Raw genomic sequence first — 16,126 nt, forward strand, 5'->3', positions numbered from 1 at the left:
TGGTGATTCAACCAAATTTCGGGGCGAATGCCTCCGTTGATGATGCGTGGCGAGTCGAGTCGAGATGAGGCCGGAAAGCTCATGCATCGGTGTATGAACTAGGTCAGTGCGTTGCCTGCTTCGCGCAGGCGTTAAAGGTGCGGCGGCATCCATGTTGAATTTCACCATTTTCGGCCTTGACGGCGTCGATCCGGCGCTCGTGCTGCACACGCATCACCACCATGGCCTGATGCTGTTGTCGCTGGTGATTGCAGTGGTGGCATCCACCATGGCCTTGCAGGTGGGCGGGGTGGCGCGCAAGGCCCGGCAGCCGTTCGCAAGGCGTTTTGCGCTGTTCTCCGGCGCGTTGGCGCTGGCGGGGGGCGTTTGGGCAATGCATTTCGTCGGCATGCTTGCGCTTGATGCCGGAATCGAGATCCGCTATGACCCCGGCTTGACAGCGCTCTCCATCCTTCCAGCCTTTTTCGCTGCGTGGATCGCGCTGCAACTGCTCTCCAGCTCCAGCGTGAGCCGTCGGCAACTCGTGGTGGGCGGCACCTACGTGGGCGTCGGCATCGGCGCCATGCACTACTGCGGCATGGCGGCCATGCAGATGGATGCCGAGATGCGGCTCGATTCGCTGTGGTTTCTGGCTTCGCTGGTGGTCGCGGTGGTGTTCGCCATCGCCGCGCTGCGCATCCGTTTTGGCTTGATGGGTCACAATTTCATCAGCGAAGGGCCTGCGGTCCTCTTGGGTGGCACGGTGCTGGGTCTGGCGATTGCGTCCATGCACTACACCGGCATGGCGGCAGCGGTGTTCATCGGCACGCCGGACGTTGCCGAAGTGGGTGTCGGCAATACCGGACTTGGAATCGGAATCGCGGGCGTCAGTCTGGTACTGGTCTTCTTGGTCGGGGTTTCGAATGCCTTGATTCGGGTGCACGCCTTGTATCGCCGTGCGCAAGACAACGAGTCGCGCTTGCGCGCCGTGGTGGATACCGCCATCGACGGCATCATCACCATCGACGAGCGTGGCCGAATCGTGGGCTTCAATGCGGCGGCGGAGCGGATGTTCGGCTGGCGCGCCGCCGAGGTGGCGGGACGCAACGTCAGCATGTTGATGCCCGACCCGGACGCCAGCGCGCATGATTCTTATCTGAACAACTATCGCAACGGCGGAGCCCCGCGCATCATCGGCGTGGGCCGAGAGGTGAGCGGTTTGCGCAAGGACGGCAGCGCGATGCGTCTGCGCCTTGCCATCGGCGAGGCGCGCATCGCCGACGGGCGCATGTTCGTCGGCTACGTTACCGACATTACCGCGCGCAAGGCCATGGAAGAATCCTTGCGCGAGCGCGAGCAGCAGTACGCCTCGCTGATTCGCAACATCCCGGGGGCGGCTTTCCGATGTCTGCCGAGCCGGCAGTGGGAAGTGCTGTTCGTCAGCGACGCCATCGAGCAGATCAGTGGTTGGCCGGCCAGTGCCTTCGGCGCCAACGGCATGGATCTGGCGGCCATCATTCACGAGGACGACCGCGAGCAGGTCTTCGAGGAGGTCATGGCGGCGCTCGACGCGCGCAAGGGCTACGTCATCGAATACCGCGTGCAGTGCCGTGACGGCAGCTTGCGTTGGGTGTGGGAGAGCGGTGGCGGCATTGTGGATGAGCAGGGCGCAATACGCTGGATCGATGGCGTGATCGTCGACATCAGCGCGCGCCGCGGCATGGAGATGGATCTGCGCGAGGCCAAGGATCGTGCCGAGCAAGCGGCCGAGGCGCGCAGTGCGTTTCTGGCCAACATGAGTCACGAAATCCGCACGCCGATGAACGCCATCATCGGTTTCAGCGAAATCCTGCTCGACACGTCGCTCGGCAAGGAGCAGCGGCGCTACCTCACCACCGTGCACGGCTCGGCGCGTTCGCTGCTGGGGCTGCTCAATGACATCCTCGATACCGCCAAGCTCGAACGCGGTGCGGTGCTGCTGGAAACCCAGGATTTCTCGCTGCGCGACCTGTGCAGTCAGATGCTCGAGATGTTCGCCTTGCAAGTGCGGCGCAAGGGCATCGAGATGGTGCTCGTTTACTCCGCGGCGGGCGAGTTCTTTCGCGGTGACGTGCTGCGTGTGCGCCAGGTGCTGACCAATCTGCTTGGCAACGCCGTGAAGTTCACCGAGCAAGGGCAGGTTACCTTGCGCGTTACGGAGGAGCGCGGCGGCGTGATGCTGTCGATTCGCGATACCGGCATCGGTATTCCGCCAGAGCGGCTGGCGGCCATTTTCGAGCCCTTCACGCAGGCAGATGCCTCGATGAGCCGTCGTTTCGGCGGCACCGGGCTGGGCACCACCATTGCCCGTCAGCTCGTCGACCTGATGGGCGGTGAATTGCGCGCGGAAAGCATCGAGGGGGCAGGGACCACGTTCCGTGTGTGGCTTCCGTTGGCCCCGGGGCATGGTGTGCTTACCGCCTCGGCTGCGGCGCTCAATCTGCCGCCGCTCAGCGTTCTGATCGCTGACGACGTGACCGAGAACCTCGAATTGATGAAAGTCACGCTGGGGGCGGCCGGCCACCGCGTGCACTGCGCCTTGAACGGTGAAGAAGCGTTCACCCTGTATTGCCGTGGCAAATACGACCTCGTGCTGATGGACGTGCAGATGCCCGAGGTCGACGGTCTGCAAGCCACCCGCATGATCCGCGATTATGAACGCGTCTCAGGGCGGCCTCCGACTCCGGTGATCGCCCTCACGGCCACCGTGATGGAGCGCGACCGAGAGGCGGCTACGGAGGCCGGCATGAACGGCTTTGCCACCAAGCCGGTGGAGTGGCCCTTGCTGCAGCGTGAAATGGCCAGGGTATTGGGCTTCGTCGACGCGCAGCCTTGCAGCATCAGCGCTCATGCGTCCTCGCACGCCGACGAGCCGGTGGATTGGTCCGAGGGTGAGCGTCGCTGGGGTGATGCGCAGGTGTTCCAGCGTGCCCTGCAGCGCTTTGTCGAGCATGCCTCGGGGAGCCTCGAGACCTTGCGCAATGCCGTTGCCTCCGACGACTTCGGCGCCGCCGCTGCCACCGCGCACCGCTTGCGTGGCGCCGCGGGCAATCTGGCCATGCCGAACGTGAGCAGAACTGCCGCCGAGCTCGAGCGGCTGCTGGGCAGCCGGGCCCCGATCGCCCCGGTGCTTGATGCGCTGACTGCGCTCGATACGGATTTCGCAGCGGTGAAGGCCGTGATCGGCCGTCATGTGGAGCCCGCGGCTTCTCCGGAGACGCAGGTTTTCGAGCATGCCGACGAGTTTGCCGAGCGCGTCCGCGCGTTGCTGAGCTTGTTGCGTCATGGACGAGTGGACGAGGCCATGGTGGCCTCGCTTGCAGAGGTGATGCAGCCCGGCAGCTATCGCCGGATGCGTGAATCGATTGACCAGTTTGATCTGGAGCTCGCGGCGCTTTGCCTCGAGACCGAACTGGAGCGCCTGTGTGGTGAAACGGGAGAAGCAGGATGAGTGCGCTTGAAGCCGCCGATCGGCGGCCGTTGCTGATGCTGGTGGATGACGAGCCTTCGAACCTGCATGTGTTGCGCGAGATACTGCAACAGGATTACCGCTTGCTCTTCGCACGTGACGGCGAGCGCGCGCTCAAGCTGGCCGAGAGCGAGCGGCCCGATCTGATCCTGCTCGATGTGATGATGCCGGGACTGACGGGCTACGACGTGTGCGCGGCGCTGAAGGCCTCGACGCGAACGGCGATGATTCCCGTGCTGTTCGTGACTGCGCTGGGCGACAGCCTCGACGAAGCGCGCGGTTTTGACGTCGGTGCGGTCGACTACCTGACCAAGCCGGTCAGTCCGTCGGTGGTGCGCGCACGGGTGCGCACTCACCTGCGTCTGGTGAGTGTCGAGATATTGCGCGAGACGCGCCTGCAGATCGTGCAATGCCTGGGCGTTGCGGCCGAGTTCAAGGACAACGAAACCGGCATGCACGTGATCCGCATGAGCCATTATTCGCAGATCATCGCCCTCGGGGCAGGGCTGGCTGAATCGGAGGCCGAGAATCTGCTGCACGCCGCGCCCATGCACGACGTCGGCAAGATCGGCATTCCAGACGCCATCCTCCGCAAGCCCGGACGCCTGGACCCGGACGAGTGGAAGGTGATGGCGAGCCACGCGGAGATCGGCGTTCGCATTCTCGGCGAGCACGATTCCGACCTTCTGCAGATGGCCAGTCGCATTGCGTTGAGCCACCACGAGAAATGGGATGGCAGCGGTTATCCGCACGGTATCTCCGGTGAAGAGATTCCCATCGAGGCGCGCATCGTGGCGATTGCCGACGTGTTCGACGCGCTCACCAGCGAGCGCCCCTACAAGAAGGCCTGGTCCATCGACGATGCCGTTAAGCTGATTCGTGACGAAAGCGGCAAGCACTTCGACCCGCGGCTGGTCGAGGTCTTCCTGGAGAAATTGCCCGAGATCCTCGTGATCCGCAGCCGCTGGATGGATTGAACGTGCTCAGCCGGCGTCGGGCACGAAGCGCAGCGCCACGCCGTTGTTGCACCAACGCTCGCCGGTCGGCTTGGGCCCGTCCTTGAAGACGTGGCCGTGGTGGCCTCCGCAGCGTGCGCAATGGTATTCGGTGCGCGGAATGATCAGCTTGAAGTCACGTTTGGTCTTGAACGCGCCCGGAAGGTGCGTGTAGAAGCTTGGCCAGCCGGTGCCCGAGTCGTACTTCATCTCGGACGTGAACAGCGCCAGACCGCAGGCCACGCACTCGTAGGTGCCCTTGCGCTTTTCATTGTTGAGCGGGCTCGAATGCGGGCGTTCCGTTCCCTCTCGGCGCAGTACGTCGAATTGCTCTTTGGTCAGCAGGCGCTGCCACTCTTCTTCACTGCGTTGCAGCGTTGCGGTTTCGGCTGCGTTCGTGTCTTTGGCCGCCAGTGCGGGTGTCAGCGGGGCGGCAGCCAGCGTGGCCAGACTGCCGAGAAAAGTGCGTCGTTGCATGGTCGTTTCTCCGTCGGTCAGGGTTTGCTGCCCCACAATTCCTGCAGGCGCTTGTCACGGCCGCAGGAGTGGCGGTAGTACTTGTAGCGGATCGGATTGCGCAGGTAGTAGTCCTGGTGATATTCCTCCGCCGCATAGAACGTACTCGCGGCCACCACCGGGGTGGCAATGTCGGCCGCGAACGGTTTGTTCTTTTGCAGCTCGGCCTTGGAGCGTTCGGCCACTTCGCGTTGCGCTTCGTCGTGATAGAACAGCGTCGGCCGGTATTGCAGCCCGCGGTCGCAGAACTGGCCGCGATCATCGGTCGGGTCGATGTTCTTCCAGAACACCTCCACCAGTTTTTCAAAGCTCACCTTGCTCGGGTCGTACACCACCTGCACGGCCTCGGTGTGGCCGGTGCGCCCGCTCGATACCTGCTCGTAGGTGGGGTTGGGGGTGCGACCGTCGGTGTAGCCCGAGGTCGTCGAGAGCACGCCATCGAGTGCATCGAAGGGGGGCTCCATGCACCAGAAGCATCCGCCGGCGAACGTGGCGACGGCCTGGCCGTCGGTGCGTTCCGGCGCAGCATGCGCGGAGAGCGGAGCGAGCGCCAACAACGTGGCGCACAACAGATAGCGGAAAATCGTGGTGTGCATGATTGAATCCTCCGACGCGTTTGAGTGGTGTGCCTGAAGCGAGTTCGCGCGCAGACGTGTGAGGCTTGGACGTGGTGAGCGCCCATTCCTTACGGCGGGGATTCAATTTTTTGCGGCGATCTGCCGGCAGCGCGTTGCGGGGTGTTGAGGTTCAGCCGCAGAGGGAGGCAATCAACTGACGGCGGCTGGTCTGGGCCGAGTCGATCATGCTCTGCAGGGCGCTGCTATCCACCTGACTGGTGGCCATGGCTTCGGTCAGCGAAGGTGCGTTGCGGCCGAGCAGGTTGTCGAAGGGGTTGGGCGATTCGCTGAGAATGCGCGATACCTGAAGCGTCTCGGCGAGGTCGCGCGGCGGCCAGGCGGCGATCTGGCGTGGCGGCTCGCGGAACGCCACGAGAATGCTTTCCGGCAGCCCGAATACTTCGAGAATGGCACGGCCGACCGGGGCGTTCCAGGTGCTGACGAACTCGGCGAAGCGGTCCATGTCCTGCTCCAGCGCCGGGTACTCGGTGGCGCGGGCAAGCAGGAAGAAATGGCCGATGTCGACCATCATGCCGGCGAACATCGCACCGTCGGGGTTGGCTGAGCGCGTCTCGCGTGCGATGACGCTCGACCAGCAGGCCACGTCCACCGTGTGCATCCACAGGCCGGTGGCGATGAGCTTTAGGGTGTGCGAGCGGAAATCCTGCGCGACCTGTTCGGCCGCCACGGCAAAGGCCAGGCTGCGCAGGGAGTCGAGGCCGATGCGGCGCACAGCGTCGCCGATGTTGGTGACAGCGGCACCGTACGGATTCATCACCACCGCATTGGCCAGTCGGACTGCCTTGGCGGAGAGTACGGGCTCGGCGCGTGCGATGGCAGCGATGTCGTCGAGCGACGAATCCGGGTCGTCGGCGACCGTCTTGATACGCAGCGACAGGTCGAGCACGGTGGGGAAGTTGAGGCGCCCCTCGACCATTTCCTGTTCGATACGCTCACCGAACGCTTTCAGCTGCGCGTCGAAGTCGGTCATTTTTTGCTCCGCGTGGCGGTTGAATGGCGCAAAGGCCGAAGGTCTCAGAGGGTGCAGCTGGCGCCGATGGCCGCGACGCCCGCGCGGGCGATCTGCGCATCTTCGAAAGCCTTCACGCCCGATACGCCGACCGCGCCGAGGATCTCGCCGTCGACGACGATCATCTCACCGCCTTCAATGCACTGGATGGGCAGGTGCAGGCCGGCATAGCGTCCGCCATTGACCATGTCTTCCAGTGCCTTGCTCGGGCGGCGCGCGAAGACACTGGCGCGCGCCTTCTCGGGCGCGACTTCAACGCTCATAAGCTGGGCGCCATCAAGGCGCTGCAACCACATCAGGTGGCCCCCTTCGTCGCATACGGCAATCACGACGTTCCAGTTGTTGCGCAGGGCTTCGGCTTCAGCGGCTGCGGCAATCTTGCGGGCGTCGTCGAGGGTCAGGACCTTGCGTGTGCGCATCGGAGGGCTCCTTGGTGAGGGGTCAGGGCAGCAGTATGGCGCGGAAGTCGTTCACGTTGGTGAGGGTGGGGCCGGTGATCACCGCGTCGCCGAGAGCCTCGAAGAAACCGTGGCCGTCGTTGTTCGCCAGTGAGTCACGCGGACGGATGCCGGCGGCCCAGGCGCGTTGCAGCGTGTCCGGGGTGGCGATGGCGCCTGCGGTCTCTTCAAGCCCGTCCACGCCGTCGGTGTCGCCGGCCAGCGCCCACACGCCTTCCTTGCCATTGAGCTCGATGGCAAGCGACAGCAGGAATTCGACGTTGCGGCCACCACGGCCGTCGCCCTTGACGGTGACAGTGGTTTCACCGCCCGACAGCAACACGCAGGGGCGCGCAAAGGGCTGATTGCGCGTGGCGATCTGGTGCGTGATGCCGGCGAACACCTTGCCGACATCCTTGGCTTCGCCCTCGATGGTGTCGCCCAGCAGCACCGGCGTTACGCCTGCGGCCTTGGCCACTTCCGCGGCTGCTTCGAGGGCCATTTGCGGCGTGGCGATCATGTGCGTTTCGAGGCCGGCCAGACGCGGGTCGTTGGGTTTGATGCTCTCGCCTTCATCCGATTCCATGAAGGCGCGCGCAGCGGCGGGCAGTTGGATGCCGTAGCGGCGCAGGATGTCGAGCGCGTCCTGACGCGTGGTGGGGTCGCCGACGGTCGGGCCCGAGGCGATGTCCATCGGGTTGTCGCCCGGCACATCGGAGATCAGCAGGTTCACGACACGCGCGGGGTGGCAGGCTGCGGCCAGACGGCCGCCCTTGATGCGCGAGAGGTGACGGCGCACGCAGTTCATCTCGGCGATGTTGGCGCCCGAGCGCAGCAGATCGCGGCTGATCGCCTGCTTGTCTTCCAGCGTGATGCCTTTGCCCGGCAGCGGCAGCAGGGCAGAGCCACCGCCCGAGATCAGGCAGATCACCATGTCGTCTTCGGTCAGCCCCTGAACCGTCTGCAGAATGCGTTCGGCGGCATCCAGCCCGGCTTGGTCGGGCACCGGGTGGGCGGCTTCGAGAATCTCGATCTTCTCGCACGGCACGGCATAGCCGTAGCGCGTCACGACCACGCCCGACAGTTCTCCGGGCCAGTGCTTCTCCAGCGCGCGCGCCATTTCGGCGGAGGCTTTGCCGGCACCGATGACGATGGTGCGGCCCTTGGGCGGGGCCGGCATGAAGCGCGGAATGCAGTGTTCCGGCTGGGCGGCGAGGATGGCGGCGTCAAACATCTGGCGCAGCAACTGACGGGGAGCGGACATGTTGCGAATTCCTGTTTGCGTATGACGTGCGACACGCGCCGGCCTGGGGCGCGGCGCGTGTCGGGATTGTTGCACGGCATTCCCGGCACGTGTGCGCGGAAATGCCGTCAGGGCAGTATTACTTGGTCAGCGCTTCGCGCCAGCCGAGGCCAGCCGAGGTGTTGCCGGCCGGCTTGTACTCGCAACCGATCCAGCCATCGAAGCCGGTGCCGTCGATGTACTTGAACAGGAACGGGTAGTTGATCTCGCCCGTGCCCGGCTCGTTGCGGCCAGGGTTGTCGGCCAACTGGATGTGCGCGATGCGCGGCAGGTTGGTCTTGATGGTGTTGGCCAGTTCGCCTTCCATGCGCTGGGCGTGGTAGATGTCGTACTGGATGAACAGGTTGTCGGAACCGACTTCGTCGATGATCGCGGCGGCCTGAGCGGTGTAGTTCAGGAAGAAGCCCGGGATGTCGAAAGTGTTGATCGGCTCGATCAGCAGCGGGATGCCGGCAGCCTTGAGCTTGTCGGCAGCGTACTTGAGGTTCGACACGAAGGTGGCGTGCGCCTGCTCTTTGCTGACACCGGCCGGAATCTTGCCGGCGAGGCAGTTGATGCGCTCGGTGCCCAGCACCTTGGCGTATTCGATGGCGGTGTCGACGCCTTTCTTGAATTCTTCGACACGGCTCGGATCGACGGCGATGCCGCGCTCGCCTGCAGCCCAGTCACCGGCCGGCAGGTTGTGCAGCACCTGGGTCAGGCCGAATTCCTTCAGCTTGGCGGCCAGGTCGGCGGCCGGGTAGGCGTAGGGGAAGAGGTACTCGACGCCCTTGAAGCCGTCGTCGGCAGCGGCCTTGAAGCGATCCATGAAATCGACTTCGTTGTAGAGCATGGTGAGGTTAGCGGCGAATTTCGGCATTGCGGTTCTCCGTGTGCGTGTTCGTTGCAGGAAAGTCAAAAGGATGGATCACCGTTGTTACGCGGAGTCCATCCTCTCGTCGCCCGTGCCAGCACGGGCGAAACGCCCCGCCGGAGCGGGGCGCAGGGTGCTATCAGGCGTTGGCGGTCGGCGCGTCTTCGGCCTTCTCGGCAACCGGCTCGAACTCGTTGACTGCGTCGATTTCGAGACCCATCGGGATGTTGGTGACGCGCTCGAGGATGACCTCGATGACGACCGGCACCTGGAACTCGGCCATCCACTTGCGGGCCTGTTCCACGGCCGGGCCGAATTCCTTCGGCTCGCGAACGCGGATGGCCTTGACGCCCAGACCTTCAACCACGGCAACGTGATCAACACCGTAGCCAGCCAGTTCCGGGGCGTTGATGTTGTCGAAGGACAGCTGCACGCAGAAGTCCATCTCGAAGCCACGCTGCGCCTGACGGATCAGGCCGAGGTAGGAGTTGTTCACCAGCACGTGGATGTACGGCAGCTTGAACTGCGCAGCCACGGCCAGCTCTTCGATCAGGAACTGGAAGTCGTAGTCGCCGGAGATGGCGACGACTTCACGGCTGGCGTCGGCAGCAACCACGCCGATGGCGGCCGGGATGGTCCAGCCCAGCGGGCCGGCCTGGCCGCAGTTGATCCAGTTGCGTGCCTTGTACACGTGCAGGTGCTGAGCGGCAGCGATCTGCGACAGACCGATGGTGGTCACGTAGCAGGTTTCTTTGCCGAAGACCTTGTTCATTTCTTCGTATACGCGCTGCGGCTTCATCGGCACGTCGTCGAAGTGGGTCTTGCGCTGCATGGCCACGTCCAGCTTGCGGTCCAGGCATTCCTTGGCCCATGCGGAGCGGTCTTTCAGCTTGCCGGCGGCCTTCATTTCCTTGGCGACAGCGATGAACTGCTGCAGCGCGGCCTTGGCGCACGACGGGATGCCCAGATCCGGGCCGAACACGCGACCGATCTGGGTCGGCTCGACGTCGACGTGGATGAACTTGCGGCCCTTGGTGAAGACCGGGATGGAGCCGGTGTGACGGTTGGCCCAACGGTTGCCGATACCGAACACGAAGTCCGAAGCCAGCATCGTGGCGTTGCCGTAGCGGTGCGAGGTCTGCAGGCCCACCATGCCGGCCATCAGCTTGTGGTCGTCGGGAATGGTGCCCCAGCCCATCAGCGTCGGCACGACCGGCACGCCGGTCAGCTCGGCGAACTCGACCAGCAGGTCGGCCGCGTCGGCGTTGATCACGCCACCGCCGGAAACGATCAGCGGACGCTCGGCTTCGTTGAGCATGGCGATGGCTTTTTCAGCCTGGGCGCGCGAGCAAGCGGGCTTGTAGACCGGCAGCGACTCGTAGGTGTCGATGTCGAATTCGATTTCGGCCATCTGCACGTCGATCGGCAGATCGATCAGCACCGGACCCGGACGGCCCGAACGCATGATGTGGAAAGCCTGCTGGAACACGCGCGGCACCAGAGCGGCTTCACGCACGGTGACGGCCCACTTGGTGACCGGCTTGGCGATGGATTCGATATCCACGGCCTGGAAGTCTTCCTTGTACAGACGGGCCAGCGGGGCTTGGCCGGTGATGCACAGGATCGGCAGCGAGTCGGCGGAAGCCGAGTACAGGCCGGTGATCATGTCGGTGCCGGCGGGGCCGGAGGTGCCGATGCACACACCGATGTTGCCCGGGTTGGCGCGGGTGTAGCCCTCGGCCATGTGCGAAGCGGCTTCGACGTGACGGCCGAGGATGTGGCGGATGCTGCCATCCTTGCGCATGGCGGAATACAGGGGGTTGATTGCTGCGCCGGGAATACCGAACGCGGTGTCGATGCCTTCCTTGCGCATAACGGCAATAGCGGCATCTACGGCTCTCATGCGGGCCATGACGAACTCCTTGATGGAAATGTTGGAAAACGGGCGAAAATACTGACGAATGGCAGCAAGGATAAGGGCTTGGGTAGCGCCCCGCAACTGCCGCATAATTCAAGACTGTCGATATCAGGAGTATCGAGTGGACCGCTATACCGAGTTTCGAAGCTTCGTTCTGGTCGCCGAAAAAGGCACCTTCGCCGCCGCTGCGCTGGTCGAGGGGGTGACGCCGGTCGTGATGGGGCGCCGGCTGGATGCGCTGGAGCGCCGGCTGGGTGTGAAACTCATGCACCGCTCCACCCGTGGCCTGTCGCTGACTGACCTGGGCGAACAGTTCCTGGAGCGTGCGCGCACTTTGCTGCGCGAGTTCGACGAGGCCGAGGCCAGCATCACGGCCGACCGGAAGACGGTACGTGGTCACCTGGTGGTATCGGCCCCGGCCGCCTTCGGTCGGCGCCACGTTGCGCCCCACGCGCCGGCCTTCCGCGCGCTGCACCCTGATCTGAAGCTTTCGTTCAACCTGACTGACAGTGTGGTGGATCTGGTGCGCGAGGGTTACGACATGGCGATCCGCATCGGCGAGGTGACCGATCCTAACTACGTGGCCATGCGTTTGTTCCCCAACCGCCGGGTGATCTGCGCCACGCCTGAATACTTTGCTCGCCACGGCGAGCCGAAGGCGGTGGAAGACCTCGCGCACCATAATTGCCTGGCTTTCAACCTGCAGGGCGGCCAGCAGCGCGGTTGGACCTTCCTGCGTGACGGCAAGTTGGTGGCGGTGAAGGTTTCCGGGGATCTTGACTGCAACGACGGTGAGCTGTTGTTCAACTGGGTCAAGCAGGGGCTGGGCGTCGGCTGGCGTTCGATGTGGGAAATCCAGGCCGAGCTCAAGCGCGGCGAGCTGGTGACCGTGCTCGACAAGTACGCCATGCCCAATTACGACATTCAGGCCGTTTACCCGCAGCAGCGTTATCTGCCTGCCAAGGTCAGGCTGTTCATTGAGCATCTGCGCGAAATCTACAACGCGCCGGGTTATTGGGAAGGGGAGGCGGCGCTGCCATGATCCGGCTCTCACGCATCGTGCGCCCGCGCCATCCACTGTTCTGGGTGCTGGTTGCCTTGCAGGCTTTGTCCACCGTGTTTCTTAACGTGCTGGTGCGTTACGAGCCCGGTACGGGCGTAACCCTGGTGCTGAGCGCTCTGGTGATCGCGAATGCCACGGCGAGCGCCTTGATCATCTGGCGCCTGCTGCGCGAAGCGCCCTGAACGTACGAAGCGTACGACGACGTAATGGCTTGTCGGGTATCCTCCGCCGGCTGTGCTGCCCCGGACTGAATGAAGAATGCCCGCCGTCCTCCCCGTAGAAAACCCGGTTGTCGTCTTTGCCATCGTCGCGCTGCTGATCCTGCTGGCGCCGGTGGTGATGGCGCGCTGGCGGCTTCCCGGCACCGTCGGGCTGCTGCTGGCCGGCGCGCTGCTGGGGCCGCATGCCTTCGGCGTGCTGGCGCGCGATCAGTCCTTCGTGCTGTTCGGTACGGTGGGGCTGCTGTACATCATGTTTACCGCGGCGCTGGAAATCGATCTGGCGGTGCTCAAGCGCTACCGTGCGCACAGCCTGGTGTTTGGCTTGCTGACCTTTGCCATTCCGCAGGGGGTCGGGCTGCTGGTGGCGCGCTACATTCTCGGTTTTGACTGGATGGCGGCCATCTTGCTGGCCAGCCTGTTTGCTTCGCACACGCTGATTGCCTATCCGGTGGCGAGCCGTCTGGGGCTGGCCCGCAATCAGGCGGTGACGACGGCCGTAGGCGGCACGATCGTCACCGATACCCTGGCGCTGCTGGTGCTGGCGGTCATCGCCGGTGCAACGCGCGGCACGGTGGATGAGGGCTTCTGGCTGCGCCTTGGCGGCGCGCTGACGCTGTATTTCGCGGCCATTCTGATCGGTCTGCCAATGCTCGGCCGCTGGTTCTTCCGCAAGGTGCGGCACGACGGAGTGGCCGAGTTCGTGTTCGTGCTGGCCGCGGTGTTCGGTTGTGCCAGCCTGGCGCACCTGTTCGGCTCCGAGCCTGTCGTTGGCGCCTTTCTGGCCGGGCTTGCGCTGAACCGGCTGATTCCGCAGAACGGCGCGCTGATGAATCGCATCCGTTTCACCGGTGACGCCATCTTCATCCCGTTTTTTTTGCTGTGGGTGGGCATGCTGCTCGACGTCAGCGTGTTCGCCGCCGATCTGCGCGCATGGGCGATTGCGATCGGCATGGTCGGCACCGTGACGCTCACCAAGTGGCTGGCCGCGCAAGCCACTCGTCCGTTGCTGGGGTACGGCGAGGCGCAGGCCAAGGTGGTGTTCGGCCTCAGCGTGGCGCAGGCGGCAGGCACCTTGGCGGCGACGATGGTCGGTTACCAGATCGGTTTGTTCGACGATGCGGTGGTCAATGGCGCGATCCTGATGATTCTGCTGACGTGCATCATTGCCCCGTGGCAGGTGCATCGTCACGGGCGCGAGCTGGCGCTGGCTGCCGAGAATGAGACCGAAGCGCTGGAGGTGCCTTCGCAACGCGTGCTGGTAGCGCTGTCCGACCGTACGCCGGCCGACCCCTTGATCGAGCTTGCTTTGCTGGTGCGTGACCCGTCTGCCCAGCAACCGATCTTTCCCGTGACCGTCGTCGAGGACGGATCGAGCGTCAGCCGCCGTATCCGCCGCGCCGAGTCAAAGCTGGCCGCGGCGGTCGACCTCATCTCTGCGGCGGACGTCGGCGCCCGGCCGTTGACGCGAATCGACCTCAACCTGGCCTCGGGCATCTTGCGGGCGCGGCGCGAACTGCGCGGCACCGACATCATCATGGGCTGGAGTGCCCGCACCATCACGCGAGATTTCTTTTTCGGCTCGGTGCTGGAGAGCATGCTCGACGAGCGTGCCTACACGCTGATGCTGGCCCGCCTGACGGTGCCATTGGCGAGTTGCGGTCGGGTGCTGTTCGTCGTGCCCCCCAGCGCCGAGCACGAGCCGGGCTTTGCCGCTGCCGTGCGCACGGTTAGGCGTTTGTCGCATCAGCTCGGTGCAGGTCTGTGCGTGGTCGCGGAAGAGGGCGGCGAGGCGGTGGTGCGGCGGCGCATGCGCGCCGCTGGCGCCTTGCTCGATGTGCAGTATCAGAGCCTGCCGCGCTGGTCGGGTGTCATGCGTGCGATCGGTGCCGAGTTGCGGGTCGACGATGTGGTGGTGTTGTACGGCGTGCGTGTCGGGGGCGTGGCGTGGCGCCCGGCTATCGGCAGTCTGCGTACTCGCCTGGCGGCACACTTCCCGGCTCACAACTTCATCGTGGTGTATCCACCGGCCGAGGACGACAGCACCTTGCTGAGCAGCGAGACCGATGCCGTGCCTTCAGCGCCCTGAGGTCGGGCCGGAATCCGCTGCGCGCTGGGCGCGCATCTTGGCGGCGATGTAGTCGCCGTGTGACAGGTAGAGCAGGTCGGCGATCTTGCGCATCAGATGGTGCTCATGCGCGCAAAGTTTGCCGTCGGCCAGCGCCACCTGCCACATGTACTCGATGATGCGCACGCGGCGCGAGATGTCGCAGCGGCGGTTGATTTCGGAAGTGAAGCGCTGAAAGTCGTATGCTGCGTCCGACGCGCCGTAGGCCAGTTCCATCAATTGGGCGACTTCGTCATCGCTCAGGCCGAAGGTCTCGCTGAGCGCCGTGATCACCGTCTTGCGTTCGGCCTCGTCGATCTCGTGATCGGCCCGCATCACCTCCACCAGCAGCACCGCCGTGGCCAATTGCAGGCTGTGCTCGCCTGCGGTGCTGGGCAGATTCATGCCGGGGTTGAGGGCGTTGTCGAATAAATCCTTCAGGGTTTTCAGCATGTTGAGTCGTGATTCGGTCAGTGATTAATCAAATGAGCGTGCAATGAACGAGTCTCGTCGCCTGTGGCCGGCCGTTGCGGCCCTGATCGTGTTGTCGATGATCTGGGGCTACAACTGGGTCGTCATGAAGAAAGTGCTGCATTTCGTCGACCCCGTGGACTTTACCGCGCTGCGAGTATTGTTCGGCGCCTTGTCGCTGTTTGCATTGATGGCCTTTCGTCGCTCTTCGTTCCGTCTGGAAGCGCCGGGGCCGACGATTCTGCTCGGGTTGCTGCAGTGCGGGGCATTCAGCACCCTGATCCAGCTTGCGTTGGTCAATGGCGGGGCGGGCAAGACGTCGGTGCTGGTGTATGTCATGCCGTTCTGGCTTCTGCCGTTGGCCTGGCTGATGCTGGGTGAGCGGGTGCGCGGAGTACAGTGGGTAGCCATCGCGTTGGCTGCGGTCGGACTGGTCTTCGTGCTCGAGCCGTGGTCGCTGGCGTCAAGTTACGTGAGCAGCGCTCTGGCCTTGCTGGCGAGTCTGCTGTGGGCGATCAGTGCCATCGTGGCCAAGCGGCTGCGCGCCAGTCGCAAGCTCGACCTCATCGCACTCACGGCCTGGCAGATGCTGTTCGGTTCTGTGCTGGTATGCGCGGTGGCGCTGGTGTTGCCCTCGCGCGAGATCGAGCCTTCCGCCTACTTTTTTGGCGCTCTGGCCTTCAATGCGTTGCTCGCCACAGGCCTGGCGTGGCTGTTGTGGTTGTTTGTTCTTGACCGCCTGCCGGCGGGGGTGGCCGGTCTTTCGTCGCTGGCGGTGCCGGTGGTCGGCGTACTGGCTGCGTGGATCGAACTCGGCGAACGCCCCAGCCCGGCCGAAGGCGCTGGCATGCTGCTCATCGCCGCGGCACTCGGTTTGTTGAGTTTGCTGGCCTTGCGCCGCCGCTGAAGGCGCCGTGCCGCTTGGTTGCGAGAGTAAAGAAAAAGCCGCAAATCCTTGCAGATTTGCGGCTTCGAAAATACTGGTGGTGATGGGCAGAATCGAACTGCCGACCTATGGGTTATGAATCCATCGCTCTAACCGTCTGAGCTACATCACCATCAAGCCTGCTAATATAGCCGCTCTCGAAACTCAGCGTCAAGCGGCACAATC

General features: G+C 64.2%; 14 protein-coding genes and 1 tRNA gene. 6 read left to right on the plus strand and 9 right to left on the minus strand.

Features of this window, described 5'->3' with window-relative positions; all coding sequences use genetic code 11:
* Positions 1 to 151 precede the first annotated feature (151 nt).
* Both AC6H0W_RS09170 and AC6H0W_RS09175 read left to right on the plus strand, forming a co-directional pair.
* Complete coding sequence (locus tag AC6H0W_RS09170; RefSeq protein ID WP_497576862.1) at positions 152 to 3,469, plus strand: PAS domain S-box protein; 3,318 nt, start codon at positions 152 to 154, stop codon at positions 3,467 to 3,469.
* A complete protein-coding gene (locus AC6H0W_RS09175; RefSeq protein WP_497576863.1) occupies positions 3,466 to 4,464 on the plus strand; it encodes an HD domain-containing phosphohydrolase in 999 nt (332 codons plus the stop codon). Before AC6H0W_RS09170 ends, AC6H0W_RS09175 begins: the two co-directional genes overlap by 4 nt.
* Before the next feature lie 6 nt (positions 4,465 to 4,470).
* Here the strand turns inward: AC6H0W_RS09175 and msrB are convergent, their stop codons facing one another.
* From msrB to gcl, 7 genes are all read right to left on the minus strand, one after another.
* Positions 4,471 to 4,959: a peptide-methionine (R)-S-oxide reductase MsrB gene (gene msrB, locus AC6H0W_RS09180; RefSeq protein WP_497576864.1), complete on the minus strand. Its 489-nt coding sequence runs from the start codon at positions 4,957 to 4,959 to the stop codon at positions 4,471 to 4,473.
* Between the two features lie 17 nt (positions 4,960 to 4,976).
* Positions 4,977 to 5,594, minus strand: coding sequence for a peptide-methionine (S)-S-oxide reductase MsrA (gene msrA, locus AC6H0W_RS09185; protein WP_497576865.1), 618 nt, complete (start codon positions 5,592 to 5,594; stop codon positions 4,977 to 4,979).
* A 151-nt stretch (positions 5,595 to 5,745) separates the two neighbouring features.
* Complete coding sequence (locus tag AC6H0W_RS09190; protein WP_497576866.1) at positions 5,746 to 6,606, minus strand: HDOD domain-containing protein; 861 nt, start codon at positions 6,604 to 6,606, stop codon at positions 5,746 to 5,748.
* Between the two features lie 44 nt (positions 6,607 to 6,650).
* Positions 6,651 to 7,064: a GlcG/HbpS family heme-binding protein gene (locus AC6H0W_RS09195; protein ID WP_497576867.1), complete on the minus strand. Its 414-nt coding sequence runs from the start codon at positions 7,062 to 7,064 to the stop codon at positions 6,651 to 6,653.
* Positions 7,065 to 7,086: 22 nt separating this feature from the next.
* On the minus strand, positions 7,087 to 8,346 hold the full coding sequence (locus AC6H0W_RS09200; protein WP_497576868.1) for a glycerate kinase type-2 family protein: 1,260 nt from the start codon (positions 8,344 to 8,346) through the stop codon (positions 7,087 to 7,089).
* A gap of 118 nt (positions 8,347 to 8,464) precedes the next feature.
* On the minus strand, positions 8,465 to 9,244 hold the full coding sequence (gene hyi, locus AC6H0W_RS09205) for a hydroxypyruvate isomerase (protein WP_497576869.1): 780 nt from the start codon (positions 9,242 to 9,244) through the stop codon (positions 8,465 to 8,467).
* Positions 9,245 to 9,377: 133 nt separating this feature from the next.
* Positions 9,378 to 11,150 (minus strand): glyoxylate carboligase, encoded by a 1,773-nt coding sequence (gcl, locus tag AC6H0W_RS09210; RefSeq protein ID WP_497576870.1) that lies wholly within the window; start codon positions 11,148 to 11,150, stop codon positions 9,378 to 9,380.
* A 127-nt stretch (positions 11,151 to 11,277) separates the two neighbouring features.
* Here gcl and AC6H0W_RS09215 point away from each other — a divergent pair, with 127 nt between their 5' ends.
* The 3 genes from AC6H0W_RS09215 (at position 11,278) to AC6H0W_RS09225 (ending at position 14,526) form a co-directional block, all read left to right on the plus strand.
* A complete protein-coding gene (locus AC6H0W_RS09215; protein WP_497576871.1) occupies positions 11,278 to 12,198 on the plus strand; it encodes a LysR family transcriptional regulator in 921 nt (306 codons plus the stop codon).
* The gene (locus tag AC6H0W_RS09220; protein ID WP_497576872.1) at positions 12,195 to 12,401 is read left to right on the plus strand and encodes a hypothetical protein; all 207 of its coding nucleotides are present in this window, start codon (positions 12,195 to 12,197) and stop codon (positions 12,399 to 12,401) included. The genes AC6H0W_RS09215 and AC6H0W_RS09220 overlap by 4 nt, the downstream gene beginning before the upstream one ends.
* Positions 12,402 to 12,477: 76 nt before the next feature.
* Entirely contained in the window at positions 12,478 to 14,526 is a 2,049-nt protein-coding gene (locus tag AC6H0W_RS09225; RefSeq protein WP_497576873.1) for a cation:proton antiporter domain-containing protein, read from the plus strand.
* Here the strand turns inward: AC6H0W_RS09225 and AC6H0W_RS09230 are convergent.
* On the minus strand, positions 14,515 to 14,997 hold the full coding sequence (locus tag AC6H0W_RS09230) for a tellurite resistance TerB family protein (protein WP_497576874.1): 483 nt from the start codon (positions 14,995 to 14,997) through the stop codon (positions 14,515 to 14,517). The two genes, AC6H0W_RS09225 and AC6H0W_RS09230, sit on opposite strands and share 12 nt — an antisense overlap.
* A gap of 43 nt (positions 14,998 to 15,040) precedes the next feature.
* Between AC6H0W_RS09230 and AC6H0W_RS09235 the strand changes: the two genes are divergently transcribed.
* Entirely contained in the window at positions 15,041 to 15,922 is an 882-nt protein-coding gene (locus AC6H0W_RS09235; protein ID WP_497576875.1) for a DMT family transporter, read from the plus strand.
* 74 nt (positions 15,923 to 15,996) lie between these two features.
* Here AC6H0W_RS09235 and AC6H0W_RS09240 read toward each other — a convergent pair.
* Positions 15,997 to 16,073 (minus strand) — tRNA-Met (locus AC6H0W_RS09240).
* Positions 16,074 to 16,126 lie beyond the last annotated feature (53 nt).

Source organism: Pseudazoarcus sp. NS20, from assembly GCF_059703745.1.